At 50.2% G+C, this 17,396-nt stretch carries 14 protein-coding genes; 6 read left to right on the forward strand and 8 right to left on the reverse strand.

What is annotated here, in order from left to right; translation table 11 throughout:
* Positions 1-126: 126 nt before the first annotated feature.
* Positions 127-3,357, forward strand: a complete 3,231-nt coding sequence (locus SH449x_RS03025) for an efflux RND transporter permease subunit (protein ID WP_482379840.1) — start codon at positions 127-129, stop codon at positions 3,355-3,357.
* A gap of 33 nt (positions 3,358-3,390) precedes the next feature.
* Positions 3,391-4,728: an efflux RND transporter periplasmic adaptor subunit gene (locus tag SH449x_RS03030; protein ID WP_482379841.1), complete on the forward strand. Its 1,338-nt coding sequence runs from the start codon at positions 3,391-3,393 to the stop codon at positions 4,726-4,728.
* A gap of 80 nt (positions 4,729-4,808) precedes the next feature.
* Here the strand turns inward: SH449x_RS03030 and SH449x_RS03035 are convergent, their stop codons facing one another.
* Together SH449x_RS03035 and SH449x_RS03040 are read right to left on the reverse strand one after the other, a co-directional pair.
* Positions 4,809-6,887: a M56 family metallopeptidase gene (locus SH449x_RS03035; protein WP_482379842.1), complete on the reverse strand. Its 2,079-nt coding sequence runs from the start codon at positions 6,885-6,887 to the stop codon at positions 4,809-4,811.
* On the reverse strand, positions 6,884-7,267 hold the full coding sequence (locus tag SH449x_RS03040) for a BlaI/MecI/CopY family transcriptional regulator (RefSeq protein WP_482379843.1): 384 nt from the start codon (positions 7,265-7,267) through the stop codon (positions 6,884-6,886). Before SH449x_RS03040 ends, SH449x_RS03035 begins: the two co-directional genes overlap by 4 nt.
* Positions 7,268-7,879: 612 nt before the next feature.
* Here SH449x_RS03040 and SH449x_RS03045 point away from each other — a divergent pair.
* From SH449x_RS03045 to SH449x_RS03060, 4 genes are read left to right on the forward strand one after another with little or no spacing between them, the layout of a single operon-like run.
* The gene (locus SH449x_RS03045) at positions 7,880-8,263 is read left to right on the forward strand and encodes a GntR family transcriptional regulator (protein ID WP_482379844.1); all 384 of its coding nucleotides are present in this window, start codon (positions 7,880-7,882) and stop codon (positions 8,261-8,263) included.
* Entirely contained in the window at positions 8,260-9,198 is a 939-nt protein-coding gene (locus SH449x_RS03050; protein ID WP_482379845.1) for an ABC transporter ATP-binding protein, read from the forward strand. Before SH449x_RS03045 ends, SH449x_RS03050 begins: the two co-directional genes overlap by 4 nt.
* Positions 9,195-9,905: an ABC transporter permease gene (locus tag SH449x_RS03055; protein WP_482379846.1), complete on the forward strand. Its 711-nt coding sequence runs from the start codon at positions 9,195-9,197 to the stop codon at positions 9,903-9,905. The genes SH449x_RS03050 and SH449x_RS03055 overlap by 4 nt, the downstream gene beginning before the upstream one ends.
* Positions 9,902-10,981 carry a TlpA family protein disulfide reductase gene (locus SH449x_RS03060; RefSeq protein ID WP_482379847.1) on the forward strand — a complete coding sequence of 360 codons (1,080 nt, stop codon included), beginning with the start codon at positions 9,902-9,904 and terminating at the stop codon, positions 10,979-10,981. Before SH449x_RS03055 ends, SH449x_RS03060 begins: the two co-directional genes overlap by 4 nt.
* A gap of 281 nt (positions 10,982-11,262) precedes the next feature.
* Here SH449x_RS03060 and SH449x_RS03065 read toward each other — a convergent pair whose 3' ends face one another.
* From SH449x_RS03065 to SH449x_RS03090, 6 genes are all read right to left on the reverse strand, one after another.
* Positions 11,263-12,282: a redoxin domain-containing protein gene (locus SH449x_RS03065; RefSeq protein ID WP_482379848.1), complete on the reverse strand. Its 1,020-nt coding sequence runs from the start codon at positions 12,280-12,282 to the stop codon at positions 11,263-11,265.
* 5 nt (positions 12,283-12,287) lie between these two features.
* Positions 12,288-13,373: a redoxin domain-containing protein gene (locus tag SH449x_RS03070; RefSeq protein WP_482379849.1), complete on the reverse strand. Its 1,086-nt coding sequence runs from the start codon at positions 13,371-13,373 to the stop codon at positions 12,288-12,290.
* Between the two features lie 54 nt (positions 13,374-13,427).
* Complete coding sequence (locus SH449x_RS03075) at positions 13,428-14,009, reverse strand: TetR/AcrR family transcriptional regulator (RefSeq protein WP_482379850.1); 582 nt, start codon at positions 14,007-14,009, stop codon at positions 13,428-13,430.
* A gap of 150 nt (positions 14,010-14,159) precedes the next feature.
* Positions 14,160-14,657, reverse strand: coding sequence for a nuclear transport factor 2 family protein (locus tag SH449x_RS03080; RefSeq protein WP_482379851.1), 498 nt, complete (start codon positions 14,655-14,657; stop codon positions 14,160-14,162).
* A 68-nt stretch (positions 14,658-14,725) separates the two neighbouring features.
* On the reverse strand, positions 14,726-15,805 hold the full coding sequence (locus SH449x_RS03085; protein ID WP_482379852.1) for a mannose-1-phosphate guanylyltransferase: 1,080 nt from the start codon (positions 15,803-15,805) through the stop codon (positions 14,726-14,728).
* Between the two features lie 134 nt (positions 15,806-15,939).
* Positions 15,940-17,328, reverse strand: coding sequence for a UTP--glucose-1-phosphate uridylyltransferase (locus SH449x_RS03090; protein WP_482379853.1), 1,389 nt, complete (start codon positions 17,326-17,328; stop codon positions 15,940-15,942).
* Between the last annotated feature and the right edge of the window lie 68 nt (positions 17,329-17,396).

Genomic DNA, 17,396 nt, shown 5'->3' on the forward strand with positions numbered 1-17,396 from the left:
AACGGTTTGCACCGACTAGACTGTACGTTTCAGTTTGGGAAAACTTTGAGGTCTAACTAAAGATGACGGAACTCTCGCTTTAGCAGGCTTTCGTGTTCGCTTTGAGTGAGTAGGGATCCCCACTTCATGCAATTAATCCTGTCAGCAATGCGCCGCCCCGCGACGGTCATGGTACTGGTGCTAAGCTTAGCGATCGGCTGCTTTCTCGCTGTCGGACCCGCTGTGTTCCAGCACTTTAAGTTGCCTTATCCAGCAGGTCTTCCCAAAGGGATGGAAGTCGACATCTTCCCGAAGCTCAACCTACCGGTCATCTATGTATGCCAGCCCTACGGCGGGATGGACCCTGCACAGATGGAAGGTTTTCTGACGAACTATTATGAATATCACTTTCTGTACATCAGTGGTATTCATCACGTCGAGTCGAGGAACGTTCAGGGTACGGCACTGATGAAGCTGTACTTCCATCCCGAGACCAATATGGCTCAGGCGATGGCGGAGACGATAAACTACGTGAATCGATCGCAAGCGTTCATGCCGCCTGGCACGGTATCCCCATTCGTGATGCGATTCGACACTGGCTCAGTTCCCGTTGGCTACCTTGTACTATCGAGCGATACACGCAGCATCGCCGAGATACAGGACTTGGCGTTGTTTCGCGTGCGTCCGATGTTTTCGAGTCTGCCAGGTGTTTCAGCCCCACCTCCGTTTGGTGGTAGCGCACGATCGATCGTCATCACGGTCGACCCGAAGAAGCTACAATCGTACAGCATGTCACCCGACGAGGTGATCGTCTCTCTGACAAAGGGTAATGCGCTCAGTCCTTCTGGAAACATACCTATCGGTGACACCTATCCAATCGTCCCTGTAAACTCTGTTGTCAAAGATCCGCAGCAATTGGGTTCCATCCCCATTCGAGTTGGCGACAATCCGGTCTTCATACGCGATGTCGGTTTCATCCAAGATTCTGCTGACGCGCCGGCAGGATACGCACTCGTCAATGGACGAAGAGCTGTTTATATTCTTGCCACCAAGCGAGCCGAAGCATCGACCTTGAATGTTATCAATAACATCAAGGATGCATTACCCAAGATGAAAGAGGCTTTGGGAATCGATGGCGAAGGGATCGATGTGCGGTTCGAGTTCGATCAGTCGCCTTATGTAACGCGTGCTGTTGGAGGCGTTGTTTCTGAAGGCGTTCTCGGAGCCTTTCTTGTCGGTTTGATGATTTTGCTGTTTCTGCGTGACTGGCGGAGTTCTCTTATCGTCGTCCTCAATATTCCTCTCGCACTATTCGCGGCTGTTCTGGCTCTGTGGATCACCGGGCAGACGATCAACCTGATGACTCTTGGTGGCTTGGCACTGGCAATCGGTATCTTGGTAGATGAAGCCACTGTGTCGATCGAGAATATTCACTCGCACCTGCAACGCGGAGTCCCCTTGGCTCGAGCGGTGCGCGATGGTTCGCTCGAAACCATCGTGCCTCGCTTACTGGCCATGCTCTGTATCTTAGCGGTGTTTGTTTCCTCCTTCTTTATGCAGGGGGCAGCGCGAGCCCTGTTCGTTCCGCTATCGCTAGCCGTCGGTTTTTCGATGATCGCGTCCTACTTTCTATCCAGCACTTTTGTTCCGGTGATGTCAGTGTGGTTGCTAAAAAGCGGTCATGAACATAGCCATGATAGCAAAACCTTCTTCGATCGTTTCCGTGCCGGTTACGAGCGCGTTCTATCGAGTTTCGTCAGTATGCGATGGCTCATCGTTCCAGCATATCTGGTTAGCTGCGTTGCAATCGTTGCGTTGGTTGCACCTCAACTTGGACGTGGGGTCTTTCCCGTCGTGGACGCTGGTCAATTCCGACTTCGAATGCGGGCGCCAGACGGAACGCACATTGAAAAATCCGAAGCACTCGCCAAACAAGCACTCCGCATCATTGGTGACGAACTCGGTCAAGACAACATTGAGCTGACATTGGGTTACGTCGGCATGATTCACTCCAACTTTCCAGTCAACGCGGTCTATCAATGGTCGCGCGGACCGGAGGAAGCGATTCTCTATGTCGACTTGAGCGAGAAGCTTCATTTACCTGACGAACAGATGAAAGAGCGAGTCCGAGAGCGCCTGGCTAAGGAGATGCCAGACGTTCGTTTCTCGTTTGAACCCTCTGACATTGTGAACGAGGTGATGAGTTTTGGCTCACCAACTCCGATCGAAGTTGTTGTCAGTGGATCGGATTTTGGGAAAAGCCGTGAATTTGCGGAGAAGTTACGGAAGGAACTGGCCAGCGTGCCGGCACTACGTGACATACAACTCGGCCAGTCGATGGACTACCCAACCGTGCAGATCAACGTGGACCGCGAGAAAGCTGGCATGGCGGGACTGATGCCTGTCGATGTTTCACGCGCGCTTGTTACGGCTACATCATCCAGTCGTTTCGTCGTACCAAACTATTGGGCCGATCCTAAGAGCGGTGTAGCGTATCAAGTACAAGTGGAAATCCCCCGTCCTGTGGTGCGTTCGCCTTATGACATGGAGACCGTGGGCTCGATGGAGCAACTCGGTCGCATACCACTTCGCAAGACTGACAATGGGCAAGTCTTGGTAAGAGACGTCGCGTCTATCGAGCGTGGCACGATGCCGGGGCAATACGATCGCTACAACATGAAGCGACAAGTGACACTCACTGCGAACATCTCAGGTGCTGACCTGGGATCAGTGTCATCACAAGTTCAACAAGCGATCAAACGAGCCGGTGATGCTCCGACTGGCAGCACGGTGGAGGTTCGTGGACAGATCCCACCCATGCAAGAAATGGAAGCCGGACTTTCGATCGGTTTGATGTTGGCGATTGTGGCGGTGTTCTTGTTACTGACTGCCAATTTCCAATCGCTGCGCTTAGCTCTGGTCACAGTCTCAACGATTCCCGCTGTGGTAGCAGGCGTGGTAGTAATGCTGTACATCACCAGCACGACGATCAACATTCAATCATTCATCGGTGCGATCATGGCGGTTGGAGTGGCGATGGCGAATGCGATCCTGCTGGTCACCTTCGCGGAAAAGCGACGAGCTGAGACGAAGGATATCAAGAGCGCTGCCGTGACCGGCGCTGGAAGTCGACTGCGTGCCATTATGATGACCAGCTTAGCGATGATTGCGGGTATGTTGCCGATGGCTTTAGCACTTGGAGAGGCCGGCCAGCAGAACGCTCCGCTTGGACGAGCCGTTGTTGGCGGCCTGATCGCGGCAACCTTTGCGACCTTGTTTCTATTGCCACTGTTCTTTGCGATGTTGCAAGCCAAGGCGAGTGTGAAGTCGGCGTCGATGGACCCTGATGATTCTGAAAGCCGCTACTTCGCCAATTAACCGCACCGAACCATTTATCAAAGCTAACTTATAATGAACAAATTACTTTCCCGATTAACTCTCATGACGTCCCTAGCTTGTTTCGCAGGCTGCACCTCGAAAGAAGTGTTTAGCCCAGCAGCGGACGCTGGCGCTAATTCTCTCGATCGAGTGACTGCGGGCCCCCCGACGAAGAAGACGCTGCAGCTCTTTACAGAGCAGCCCGGGCGTGTCGTTGCGTTCGAAGAGACACCGATCCTTTCCAAGCTACCTGGGTATGTGGAGTCGGTTGAGTGTGACATTGGGGATATGGTTACTAAGGGTCAAGTGCTGGTACGTATTCACGCGCCTGAGTACAAAGACCAACTGGAGCAGAAACGCGGATTGCTAGGTCAAGCCGAAGCTCAAGTGAAACAAGCCGAAGCAGCACTCGTGGCTGCCGAGGCGGCGCTGAATTCTTCAGGAGCGATGGTTGTACAAGCGGAGGCGGGACTGGGACGAGCCGATGCTGAGTACGCACGCTGGGATTCCGAACTCAAACGCATCCAGCAATTGGTCAGCAAAGGTTCCGTGACAACCAAACTTGCGGATGAAACAACGAGTCAATTTCAATCCGCCGAGGCCACTCGCAAAGAGTCACTTGCGTTTATTGAATCTGCAAAGGCTCGCGAACGCGAAGCCGATGCAAACGTGCTAACTGCCAAGGCCGATATCGACGCTGCGAAAGCAAAATTAAAAGTATCACAATCCGACATCGCTCAAGCCGAAACTATGTTGACGTACATGGAACTCACCGCTCCATTCGACGGTTTCGTAACGAGCCGAAATGTGGACGCCGGTCACTATGTCCAGCCAGCTGGTGCGAGCAATGCCAAGCCTCTAATGACTGTATCCAATGTCAATAAGGTGCGAGTCTTTGTAAGCGTTCCAGAAAGCGAAGCCGCGTGGGTCGACGCTGGCTTTGGTAATACGGACGCTGGTGATCTCGTTACCATTCTTTCCCCTTTTCTCCCCGGAGGCAAAATCGAAGCTAGGGTCACTCGAACCAGTCTGCAGCTCGATCCCCTAAGCCGATCGCTTTCAGTAGAAATCGACCTGGACAACAACGATCTGAAATTGTTGCCGGGAGCATTCGTAACCACGAAAATACTTCTCGAACAGCGAGAGAACGTATTGACCCTACCTATCGGTGCCATCATCAAGGCTGCCGACGGAACCAAATGCTGCGTTGTGGTCGACGGCAAGATCGAGCATCGCCCCATCGAGCTAGGCCTTCGCGCCGGAGACGATGTGGAGATCAAGTCTGGCCTAGAAGGAAGTGAGAGAATAGTCCTCGTACGAGCGGGTTCCCTGCAGGCAGGCCAGTCAGTCGAAATCATCATAAAAAAGTAGTCTGCGAACATCTATCGTGAATAGCCATCTCCCAAAACAATCCCGTATTTGTCGAAGAGAACTAGCGAGAGCGCATCCCCCTACTTTGGACTGGATGACAACTGTCTTTCGATCATTCTTGGCGTAAAAGCAACGAGAACTGTGGTTTCGGCGTCGGCATCGTGTTCGTTGTCGAAGACTCGCGGAATCGCCACGACGACGGATTCTCCTGCAGCGAGCCTTACCGATGAGCTTACTTCATACTGTTCCGTAGCTGGTACTTGTACCAAGAACCCAGAATGAGGATAATCCCCTATTGGCAAGTGCGCGTACGAGACCTTACCAATACTGGATATCTTGACTTTGAAGTCTAAGTTGACGCTGTCGTCATGGCCGGCTTTAGGCGTGAGCACAAAACTCAGCCCTTCTTCCACCATCGAAAAGACCGGCAGCATGATGCCACCGGCTTTCAAATCAACTCCCGTTACAAACTGACGCTGTGTTTGATCCGCTATGCTCGCCGTTTGCCCCTCGTAAACTGTTACCTTCGGCGCGAACATGATCTTCCCTTTGCTGTCCGTCGATACAGTTCGAACCAATTGCGCCAATTCCCGATCCTCGATACGAGCCGCAAGGGCTGGCCCCAAGCCTTTGACGGTCAGCCCCTCAATCCTTCGTCCGGTCCAATCAATCGAATTGGCTGTCCGAAGGGTGGTTTGAATGAACCTTGTTTCGATCACAATCTGCTCAGGCTCACCTTTCTTCCATATATCAAGCGTTTGGCTCAACAGTCGGTGTTGGCGACCGCACAGATCTGCCGAAAGCTTTGAGCCCACCACCTGAAATCGGCCTTTTAGAGAGGGGGACAGTCGAAGCCAGGACGAGAACTGTTCCTCAGTCGTCATATTGCCTCCCGATAACGATTCTGGCATGGTTTCAAAAATGGAGGTGACATCATAGGTTGCAACAAACAATGGACCGTCATTTTCGTGAACACCCCATGGATCTGCCCATGTCGGATCGATGTACAGATCGATTGAATCGCGAGCGACTAGATTCCTTGCGGGCATCTCTTGGTCAGAGGCATCTCGTGCGTCTGTCAGGCCTAAACCAGCGATTGCTGTTACAACGCTTGCGGACAAGATCCTAGTTGGCAATCCAGTTGGTTTATGATTTTGGATCAACAACTCGACTCGCCGTTTGAGGTCTTTTCCAGAGGCGATGGAAATCAGGCCGAGTGTAGGCAAATTCTTCCGTTTAGCGCTGATCTCGGCAAATCGCAGCAATAGCTCCCCGTAGCCCAAAATTTCACTTTGCGGTACGTTCTGCAACGCCAACCGATCAGCGGCTGCTTCCATCGCAGCTCGTAGTCGCTTTACGATCAACCAGACAACTGGGTTAAACCAATGGAGTGCACCTGCAATCGAAGCGATAATCGCAACGGGAATATCGTATCGTCGAATGTGTGCTAGTTCGTGGCGAATGACCCACCGCAGTTCTTGTTCGCTTAACTTTTCGATGAGGCATGGTGGAAAGCAAATCGTGTGTCGGAACAGTCCGAAAACCGCCGGTGCGACGAGCGAAGGCACTTCCCGCACGTTCGGACGCCGGCCAACAGCCAAAGAGTCACATTCGCGAAGCAGCAAGTCGATAAGTCGCTGTTCGTCGAGCACTCGACAAGAGCGAAGCTTTAATGCAAAGCGGATATGTGATATGACGCTACGGAAGAGAAGCAAGGTAGATACGAAAATCACAACTACTAGAGCAGTGGAGAGAGTCAAGTTCCATAAATCGTCAATGGAAACAGACGGTTGAGCTTGAGCCTCGGTGCGTGTCCAATGGGTGTCAGTTACATCGGTGTTCGGCAAAAAATCATTCACATGATCGTGAACATCTCTTTGCTGATGTGAATTGATCGATTCTTTAGAGTCGGTCGAAAACCAATTGTCGATAGGTGTATGAACACTCAGTGGACTGCCTATCGAAATCGGTATCAGTAGTCTGACAACAACAATCGTTAGCAGCATGGCATGCAGCGAAGGGCTCAACTTGCGTCGAAACGCCAATGCAATTCCTGTTACTAGAATCAGTATCGGCAATGCTCTCCAAGTTGCGAGGAGAACCAGCCACATCCATGTTTCTGCAAACACAAACAATCGGTCCATCAATTCCATATTCATCCTTGCTCTCCTTCGGTTCGGTTAGTTTTCTTGTCGAGTATCGCTCGAATTTCTTCTACATCCTTCGTCGTCAACTTGGCCGTTTTCACAAAGTGGATTAGTGCCGGTGTCGCATCACCACCGAAGACTCGATCCAGAAATGATCGACTTGCTTGCCGCACGCAGGCATCCCTGTGCACCGCTGGCGAGTACAGATATTTTTTTCCGCTTTGCTCGGTTGCAAGTGCGCCTTTGCGAACCAAACGATGAAGCATGGTTTTGACTGTCGCCGCGCTCCAACCATTGTCAGCTGCGATCTGATCCACCACTTCCGACGCTTCGATCGGAGAGGAACTCCAGATCAAGTTCATCACAACCCACTCCGCATCCGAAATTTGCATTCGAACCTCCTAAAACGTGTTCGCCCAAGATTGCACCTGTAATCAATTGGTTCAGATTACAGTTGTAAACGCATTTGTGTCAATCGCGATCGCTGTTGCGATCATTAGAGATTTGCAGATGAAATAAATGTTCTGGGCGGCTTGCGCGACAGTAAAAAGATGCCGCAGGCTTGCCCTGCGGAGTGTCACGCTTCTCGCTAAACCAATGCCCCACCCAACCTCTCCCCCCTCCTCCTGGATCGACGGTGAAGCCGCCGATCCAGGAGGAGGGGGAGGATTCCGTTTCCTCGAATTCTGCGAGAAACGTAACTATCCCCACAACGAGCGTGGGGCATTTCAAGACCTAAGATGATGTTCGAGTTTACACTAGACTGGAGTGGTCTGAAGGGTGCCCAACTACTTGCGATTCTTTTCGTAGAGCTTCGTGCTTGGCTGGGGAGCAGCGAGAAACTTGAGTCCTGGAGATTGTGTTCATATGCCTTGAATCGCCGCAACCCGTCGGGTCTGATCCGTCTTTTCGATAAAATAAGTTCAGCAAGTACGTTGAACAGAGCTTGCATTAGTCGTAAATTTTCCGTAACCTGCATTAGTGCACTAACGCAGAGGTGAAGAATGTTTGTTGACCCGAAGAGCCCAATACCGATCTTTCGCCAAATCGCCGATCAGCTCAAGCAAGCTGTGGATGCTGGCGTTCATAAACCTGGTGAAATGCTGCCATCACAACGTGTTTTGGCCATTGAGATCAAAGTTAATCCCAACACAATCCAAAGGGCTTATGAAGCTCTAGAACGCGAGGGGGTTGTTGAAACCCGGCGAGGAATTGGGGTATTTGTTGTTCAGTCCAGTCGACGCAAGTTGAGCGAAGCAGAGTCGCGGTTACGCGATAAGTATGAGGCTGCCATTCTACAAGCACTCAAGGCTGGCGTGGCACCTGCAGCTGCAAGGACCATCTTTGAGGAGCTACTTCGAAAGGTCTTTACAGGAGTCAATAAGTGATAAAACCCAATGGAGGTCCAACGCCAAGTGAATTTGTGCTGGAGGTGGATAACCTGACGAAACATTATTCAGGAAAGATTGCTTGCGATCGAGTGAGCTTGCACATTCGTCCGGGGACAACATTTGGACTTTTAGGGCCAAATGGAGCAGGCAAAAGTACGTTGATCCGCATGTTGATGGGGCTCACCCCCTTTGACTCTGGGGCTATATCGCTTTTTGGCGAAGAGAGACGATTGAGTTCTCCCGAAATGCGACAACGCGTTGGTTATGTACCCGAGTTGCACTATATCTATCGCTGGATGACAATTTCAAAAGTGATGAACTTCGCAAGCAGGCTTTATAGGAGATGGGACTCTGACCTTGCTCAAGAGATGTTATCGAAGTTCGCTCTTCTCAGAGAACAGCGTGTAGGCACTCTCTCCAAGGGTATGATGGCCAAACTCGGCTTAGTGATCGCGCTAGCTCATAATCCTGATTTTCTTATTCTTGACGAGCCTGCATCAGGGCTAGATCCGATCATTCGCGAAGACTTTCTCGAAAGTGTGCTGCAGAATCACACATGTCGCGGAAGGACAATTTTATTCTCTAGCCATCACGTTGATGATGTTGAACGTGTAGCAGACGAGGTCGGAATCATGGTTGGAGGACGACTTGTTATTCGTGGTAGTGTTGATGAGTTGCGAAGCCGAGTCAAGCGAATTCGCATGGTGCTGCGGGATGGACGATTACCCGTACACATTCCAGCAGGGGTCTATAGTCAGCGGCTAGTACGCAGAGACTGGATTGTCACTGTTCAATCCTTCTCCGAGGAACTAGTGGACGAATTGCGAACTTACAACGATGCGATTCATTATGAAGTAATGGATTTGAATCTAGAGGAGATCTTTAAAGATGTTGTTCGAGGTAACCTTGTAACCGAGGGAGGTGAGAAATGATGTGGGCAATCATTGACAAGGACTTTTCTCTTCTTCGGCTTTACGTTCGTGCATCCATCATGGTTACATTAGGGTGTTACTTGTTCGCAGCCGCACTTACGATATGGCTTACGTCATATCACGAGCAATCGATGCAAACTGTTACTCAACGAACTTTTCTTTCGCTAAGTATCGGAAGCCGACTGGGATTTGTCGCAACGGTCTTATTGGGAGCCCTTGTAGCAGGGAGCGCGGTTACCCTAGAACGGAGTGATCGATCTGTTGAGTTTCTAGCTTGCTTGCCTCCAACGCGTTGGCACAATCTATTCAGTAAGGTTATTGTCGTGTGTGCAACCGTGTTGTCCATGATTGTGATTCATCTCGTGACGAACGTACTCGCACATCAGTTCTTTCCTTATGTCCGAATGGATACTCGAATTCAACTACCCGACGCAAACACCACAGCGACCTTCTTGTGCTTGATTATTTCGACCGCTGGTGGAGCTTGGGGTTTTGCATCGTGTATGAAATCCAACGGTGCCCCGATCATTATGGGAATCGGAACTCCTTTCCTCGCGCTTACCATCGTTTTACTCATTGGCAAGATACTCGATATACCGGCAGAAGGAACCAGCTTTCAGATCCGCTTTAATACGGGTTCTGTCATACTTGGGTTTACGCTTGGCTTGATCGGATCGTATCTTTATTTAACTAGGACCGAACCATGAGTGCCGTGCAGCGGATTAATTTCAAGATTAATGGTTTGTTAATACCTACAGTAATCTTAATTGCAGCAGTCGGCTGGCTGACATACGATGGGCTTCGTATAAAGTCTATGCAAGCATCCAAATATGCAATGCCGACCGACACTAGCGGCCCGTCTATATTGGAGTTTTTGCGCATCATGGATGGGGCGGGTAACGCTCCAAAAAGCATCTTTGAGTCCTCTAATATAGAGTCGATCTGTAAAGCGGTGATAGAAGCGAACGGTCTACTATCCCACAACCAAGATGGTCTTACTGATAGCGAACAAAGAGAGGCTGTTTACTACTATATTAACTATTCTGCATTATCAATCATGCACGGTTTCACTGCCTGCAACGATACGACGATTGAATCATTTCTTGCAATTACCAACTCTTATCTTGCCAAAGCATCCTCATTTGGTACTCGAGAGCGGGAGATTATGAATCGAACCATGACGCTTCTGGATGGTGCTGGCAGAATCGATGACGAAATTCTGTTTGTTGAAGGAGTCATCGAGCAGCTTACACATAGGCCTGAACTATCTTCAGATTCGACGACGAGGACAGTAACAACTTTGAAAAATGTGCTCGGTCGGTTGAGGATGGTAAATAATGTTGTGGAGCTATCGTCAAGCACATTGGATCAAAGGCCTTTTAACATTCGGGATTTACGTGGCAAAGTAGTACTCATTGAATTCTGGGGAACTCGTTGCACTGCATGCCTACAGGACTTACCGGCGTTAAAAAGGATCTACAAAAAACACAGGAATAGATTGGAAATTGTTGGAATTTGCCTTACGTCAGAACCGGCCCGTGTACAGAACTATGTCACCGAACACAGCTTACCATGGACGCAATTATGCGACGATCGAACGATTGGCTGGGAATGCAACCAGCAATTAGCAGAACAATTTGGTGTTTTGAGCGTACCTACCACTTTGTTGGTCGATCAAGATGGTGTAGTTGTAAAGCTCGGGGTTCGTCCGCTTGCCAATGAGGAGTTTTTTGATCTAGAGGAATGCCTCAATAGGCTTTTCTCAAACCAGGAGGGGCACTAGTTGGGTGTCGCCGACGAAATGACTTGTGATCAATCCGTGGCCGCACGTTTAGAAGTATGTTCACAATTAATGAAGAGCTGCGTCTCGGCGGCAACTAGATAGCTTAGTAACACTTTCGGTCTGTGAAGAACCGGACGACCCATTGCTCGAAGTGATGTGGCTGCCCAGACAAATTGGAGTTGCCCTACTCGATCAGGGCGAAGTACTTCAAGTATTCCTCCTGCAATCGCCTTTGGAATCTAGCTGTCGCAGACCATTAAAGCTTTAACAGAGCATCCGTCTTAGAACGTGATAAGTCGGCTGCTTTCGTCACGAATGATATTTGACAAGGGCTTTCCCATCGGTTTGACATCGATTCCCAGCTCTCGAAGTCGATCTGTAACACCGTACGAATCAGCGCAGACCACACAGGCTTCAAGCGTGATACCAGCGTTCTTCATCTCCATCACTTTCGTTTGAATGTCTTTATCCGATGCTACCAACCTTGAGCTGGGGCCCCAGATAATCAGACGCACTTCATCAAACCATCGGTTCTTCTTGGCCGCATGGCCGTACATCAATACCATACGGTGTGCGACTTCTGGGTCACCGCTGGTCCACAGAATCGTTAATTTCTCGGAACTTGCATCTTGATCCATTGGCTCCTTAGCAGTGGGCTCCTGAGATGAAGACGTTAGTCCTTCTAACGCAGCCAAGATCTTCCTCGATTCAAGCCGCTGGCGATAATCGGGGTCGCTGTGGGCGAAAACAATCTTGCCTTCCTGATTGATTACATAGACGGCCGGAATGGGAAGAGCATGATGTTGGTAACCGGATGCAGATTCCAAATCAATCCCGAACCCCTTGTACTTCGTAAACGTTTGATCGTCGACTCGAAATGCCAAGCCAAATGCCCGACTGGCTACCACTTGAGCATCCGAATAAAGTGGAAACGGAACGCTGTTTTTCTCATGGTTAGATTTTGAGTTTTCTACCGAATCCGGGCTTACACCGATAAGCTCTGCACCAATTTCTTGAACCTTTGGGTACACTTTGATTAGCTCTTGCGTGTGCCGTGTACAAATAGGACACCATCCACCGCGAAAGAAGACGACCACCAGTGGCTTGCTGCTGTATAAAGAGGACAACTTCACTGCTTTGCCGTCCATTCCGGTTAGCTCTACATCCGGTACGGTTGCTCTAATCTCAAGGGGCTTAGTGGCTTTTGGGTCGGTTGCGATTTGAGGACCTTGAGCCCGCAATGGGGGCATCGCCGACAAACCAACCAAAACAAACAGCCCAAACATCTGTAACCGTGTCATAAGACTTATTCCTTTTCTGCCAAAAGTTCGTCTACCAATTTTTCGATTGCCTTGTCTCCCGTAGCACCTTGCCAATTGAGTTCCCCTTCCCACAAAGAACGAATGTAGCCTCGTTTATCAACAACATAGACCGTGGGCCACCAAATGGTCCCCCACGCGTCCCAATTCTTTTTGTTCAGGTCAATGAGTACCGGAAACCCAAACCCCTTTTTCAAAGCAGCCTGTTTTACGAGACTTGGATCTCGCTCTGCCGCCGTCTCTGGTGATTGAATTCCAATGACCTTTACCCCTTTTTCTGAAAGGGATTCGTGCCAACGGTTGTAGTGATCAAAGTTGGCAACGCAGTTGTGGCACTGGAACGCATAAAAGTGAACCAAAACAACGTTACCTCGCAATGAGTCGAGGGTCGGCCGCTCGCTACCAGTCCACTCGCCGGAATCGATCAACTCTGGGGCCAAGGGAAAGACGCGTTTCAAAGCCATCGTATCAAACGGTTTACCGATAAGCTTGGCCAACGCTTGCCGGTTTGCAGGTGCAAGGGCTCCATTGATTGCAGTCTGTTCTTTCTCACGAGCAGACTTGAGTTGCTTTTCTAAATTCGTGTCGCCGCCCTGCTTTTCATTCAACTTTCGAGCGATGCCATCCGTCGTCAGACATGCCTTCTTAATATCGTTCAACTGCTGGTCATTAAGTCCGATGGACTTCGCAATCCCAGAACGAAGTAGTGATCGGGTCCCCTGCGACTGAACCTCAATCTCCCGCAAGCGACGGAGCTTTTCCGGTGTGAGTATCGACTTCAATTCCTCAAGCAATCGTTTCTCTAAATCGCGAATTGTCTCTATCTGCTTGTCCTCTGGCAAGATACGCGCGGGCCACCAAATCGCATCGATTTCTCTGAGGATTTCCAAAAGTCGCTTGTCTTCTAGAACTCCAAGCTCTTCCTGTACTTCGGGAGCGTGAATCAATTTCAGTAGGTTCTGCGGGATCAACGGCTCCTTATCGCTATCTTGAGATCGTACCGAACAAGGCATTCCTAGAACGATCAACAACACGCAATTCCAGAAATGCCCAAGCCATCGATATGACAACATAAATAGCCCTTTTGCGAACTGAATCCTCAGCCCGTTAAATACATGTTTAGATATCTACCCAAGCGAGTGAATCACTTGAGAAACAACCGCCTTGGCATCCTTGACCGACATTCCACCTTTGATCATCGCCCGAATTCCGCTCAAGCAAGTCGTGAGGTATTTGGCTGAAACTTTCGGCGAAACCTCGGGAGATATTTCGCATTGCTTGATACTATCGCGAATCGCACGTTCAAAGGTCGACTGAACGGCATCCAGTGCCACCCGCACGTCCTCCGAAAACTCCTTGCGACGCTGACCAAATTCCACGGCCGAATTCACGATCAGGCATCCCTTCGGTTCATCAGAAGCCGCATCTTCGACAACCTCTTCAAAAACGAGTTGTAAAAACTCTTGAAGTGATGACGACTGGGCCTGCAAACTGGTCAAATGATCGATAACAAATCTCTGATATTGCTTCAGGCAAACAAGGTACAGGGCTTGTTTCGATTGAAAGTCCGCATAGAAGCTACTTTTTGATAGCTTCATGGCACGCAGCAAATCATCTAAAGACGTAGCATCGTAGCCCTGTCGCCAAAAAAGCTCGACTGCAGCGTTTAGTGCTTCGTCTCGTTGATATGTTCGTGGTCTTCCTGTCATGCCTTGATTATTGGACGGAACGGTCCAAAAGTCAAGGCAGGCTTCATTCAAATAACGATCGCCCTACTTAAGCAATTGTAGTCCGACGATGCGAAGCGAGTTGGGAGTCGGCTTTGGCGGAACAAACACGAGACTTCTGAGAGAGTGGGATTACCGATCTACAAACTCAACCCACTCTATGTTTTTTGGTTGCTTTTCCGATTCCAAGCGAGTGGAATGCAGGAGCTGGACTTTCCAGCGATCGTTCTCTTTTGCCATGACTGCACTCTCGAGCCAGACAACGGTTCGCTGCCCGCTATTGCGACGAATCTCAGCTTTGTTCCAATAGCTGATCCAGGCTACATCCCCTTCTTGCCTCGCTCGAATCTGCTTGAAAAAATTCTTGCGTTCGTATGGCTCACCTTTGGGCTGGACCGCATCCACGAGCATATCCATGGTCCAGTCTTCCCCGTGTTCGAGCAATTGGAAGTCGTCTGTTGCATTCTCCCGCATCGCCTGACCATCGTGTTTCGACATTGCGGCGAATAGCTGCTTCACTGGCTGAAATGCAGGATGGTCTTCCGCAACCGCGATTCCGCTTAAGAACAAAACTCCAAAAAGATATAGCCCGGCGGTCCATGTGATGCGTTCCAAACGACTTGTTCTCATAGCTTCCACCTCTAGTTGTGTGTTGGGGACGGGAAATAGCGAACGATTGGTAACGCTGCGTTGCCAGATCACAGGTACTGCTGATGGCCAAGCTCTGTGAGTTGCTTGACCACTTCGCGAACTCGCTCTTCCTCTGTTTTGGGGGCAACTAAGGTTGCGTCAGAAGTGTGGACAACGATCGTTTCTTTCATCCCAATAGTGACCACCAAGTGATCAGATTCGCTCCGTATAATCATTTGCTCGGAGTCTATACCTAAATACGGCCCATCGACCGCATTGCCAAACTCGTCGGGTTGGATCAATCTAGCCATAGCTTGCCAGCTGCCCACATCGTCCCACGAGAAAGGCGTTTCAATGACTGATACGTTTGAGTATCGCTCCATGACCGCAAAGTCGATCGATTTTCCTTTGATCTGCTCAAAATGCTCTCGGAACTTGGCGGGGAAATCCCTGGTTCCGATGCCAGTTGCGATCTCCTCGATGTGAGAATACATCTCTGGCTCGAATTCCTTTAAGGCCTCCAAAATTGTCGATGCCTTCCATAGAAAGATTCCGCTGTTCCAGTAAAAGGTGCCCGCCTCAAGATACTCCTCGGCTGTCTTGCGGTCCGGTTTCTCGCGGAACCGTTCGACTCCGAACGCTGAGATGCCCGGCTGGCAAGCGATTGGTTCGGATCGCTGTATGTAACCGAACGATTCTGCCGGGTAGCTTGGGCGTATACCAAACGTAACGATTCGCTCAGGATCGGCTTCGATCAATTGAACGGCCGCTTTGACGGCGCGATGGAATTCGGCCCGGGGTTCGATGACGTGATCAGATGGCATGACTATCATGATGCCGTCAGGATCGGCTGCTTTAACGAGCGAAGCCGCCACGCCAATGCACGGTGCAGTGTCCCGTTTAAACGGCTCTCCCACCACATGCTCGAGAGGCAGGTCTGGGAGTTGTGCGACAACGGCATCGGATAGTTGCTCGTTGGTTAGAACTAATACACGCTCGCTGGAAACCAAGCCTTGCAAACGATCAAATGTGGTTTGAAGCATCGTGCGCGGGCTTCCCATCTTTAGAAGCTGCTTTGGTTTGATTTGTCGACTCGCTGGCCAGAATCGTGTTCCCGATCCGCCAGCCATAATCACAGCATGCAACATAGATTTGATCTCAATGGTAAGGTGTTCGAGGAAGATAACGTGTCTCAAGCATGGAGGCTTATTGCCTATCTAGGGCACCGACTACCAGCGCTCCCGTCACTTAATCTTAACCAAAATCAAACGAATCAGGTGCACTATGCAAAGTATGTGTCGACATGGATCTCAAGCGGAGATGAAAATTTTGTCTTAACATCCTCCATATCGAATGCCCAAAGTGGATGAATTTCCAAACGGATAGAATCGGCTGTTCGCACGTTGGCTGCGGCAAGCCAACGCTTAAATCGACTACTGATCGCATCACGGCACGCAGACGGAGTGTCGGTCGCAGCGCCATCAGCGTTCTTTACGGGAGCAAAGACCCCCGCTGCATCTCCCTCAACCACCAACGCCACCTTGGCCTCTGGGAGTAGGTCAAATACAAACCGTTCGAACTTAAACCCGTTAGGTTGAGATGGCTTTACCTTATCACCACTTTCGTTAATGTAAGGAACTGCTTTGTGAGCGATATGGAAAGGAAGTGATTCGGAATTTTCTGAACAATTTTGCAGGAACTCGCAGTTGAGGACATGCACAGCGATATTGCCCGCCCACAAAGCCAGACTGCCGTCCGGGTTCCGACGCTCCGCTGCCTCGTCTGGTAGATCGGAGTATTCAATGATCTGGGTTTTGCCATCGATTGAGACAACGTTCCCGACTTTCTCCTTGGCAAATCGTTTCTTGACCACTTGCGTCGTCATTTCTGAATTAGCCTGAATATGATGCCCGATAAGCAGTGGGTCACATGCGGTGACGAGCGGGTTGTCGACCTGAGCGTAAAACAACTGTTGGATACCGCGACTGCGACATTGCTCGAGAATTCCACACTTCTTCATGGCCGCGACGATTCCACCGTGGCCGTCTGGGCTAAGTGCGATTTGTGCTTCGCTTTCTAAGAGGACCTTTCCGGTAGAGGCATCAACGGCTGGCATTGCACCCTGTCGAAAAATGTGAAGCAAGTGAGCGGAAAGGCCGAGATTGTCGTGTTCCTCGAAATACCTCCTGGTCTCTACGTCCGTTGCAGGGCTGGTCATTATGAACATCGGGATCTCGCACTCGTATTTTTTCATGGTTCCCCGCAAGGAGTCCACATGCATTTCGAACAAGGTGCGATTCGAAATCGGACCGATGGGAAACATCCCCTTGGGAAGATCAAATCCCAACCGGGTCCCTTGGCCGCCCGCTACGAGCACCATTCCCACTCGACCTGCCCGGATCGCATCCTCGCCCGTTTTCCGAGCGATTTCGTTTAGCTCCGCAGGGATGCCCAGTCGGATAGCATGAGGGGGCATCGCTCGTTTGGCCAGCTCCTCCAAGCTCGTCGCTTTGCTTTTTTGATGAACGAGTCGAGTAATGAGGTCAAAGTCGATGGATTCAATCTGGCTTGCGAGCCCAAGCCTTTGAGTTTCATCCAGATGATCCCAAAATCGAATCAAGTGATCCTGCCCATGGGCTTTGAGACGATCCATTAATTGCTGTTTATTCATCTTTCCAACATGCTTATAGGGGGGGCGATCGCATTTTCGCCAGATTCTAACAGAATCGATTCCTAACT

It is taken from the genome of Brakhagea baltica, from assembly GCF_052161605.1.
Classification (GTDB): domain Bacteria; phylum Planctomycetota; class Planctomycetia; order Pirellulales; family Pirellulaceae; genus JBKCUI01.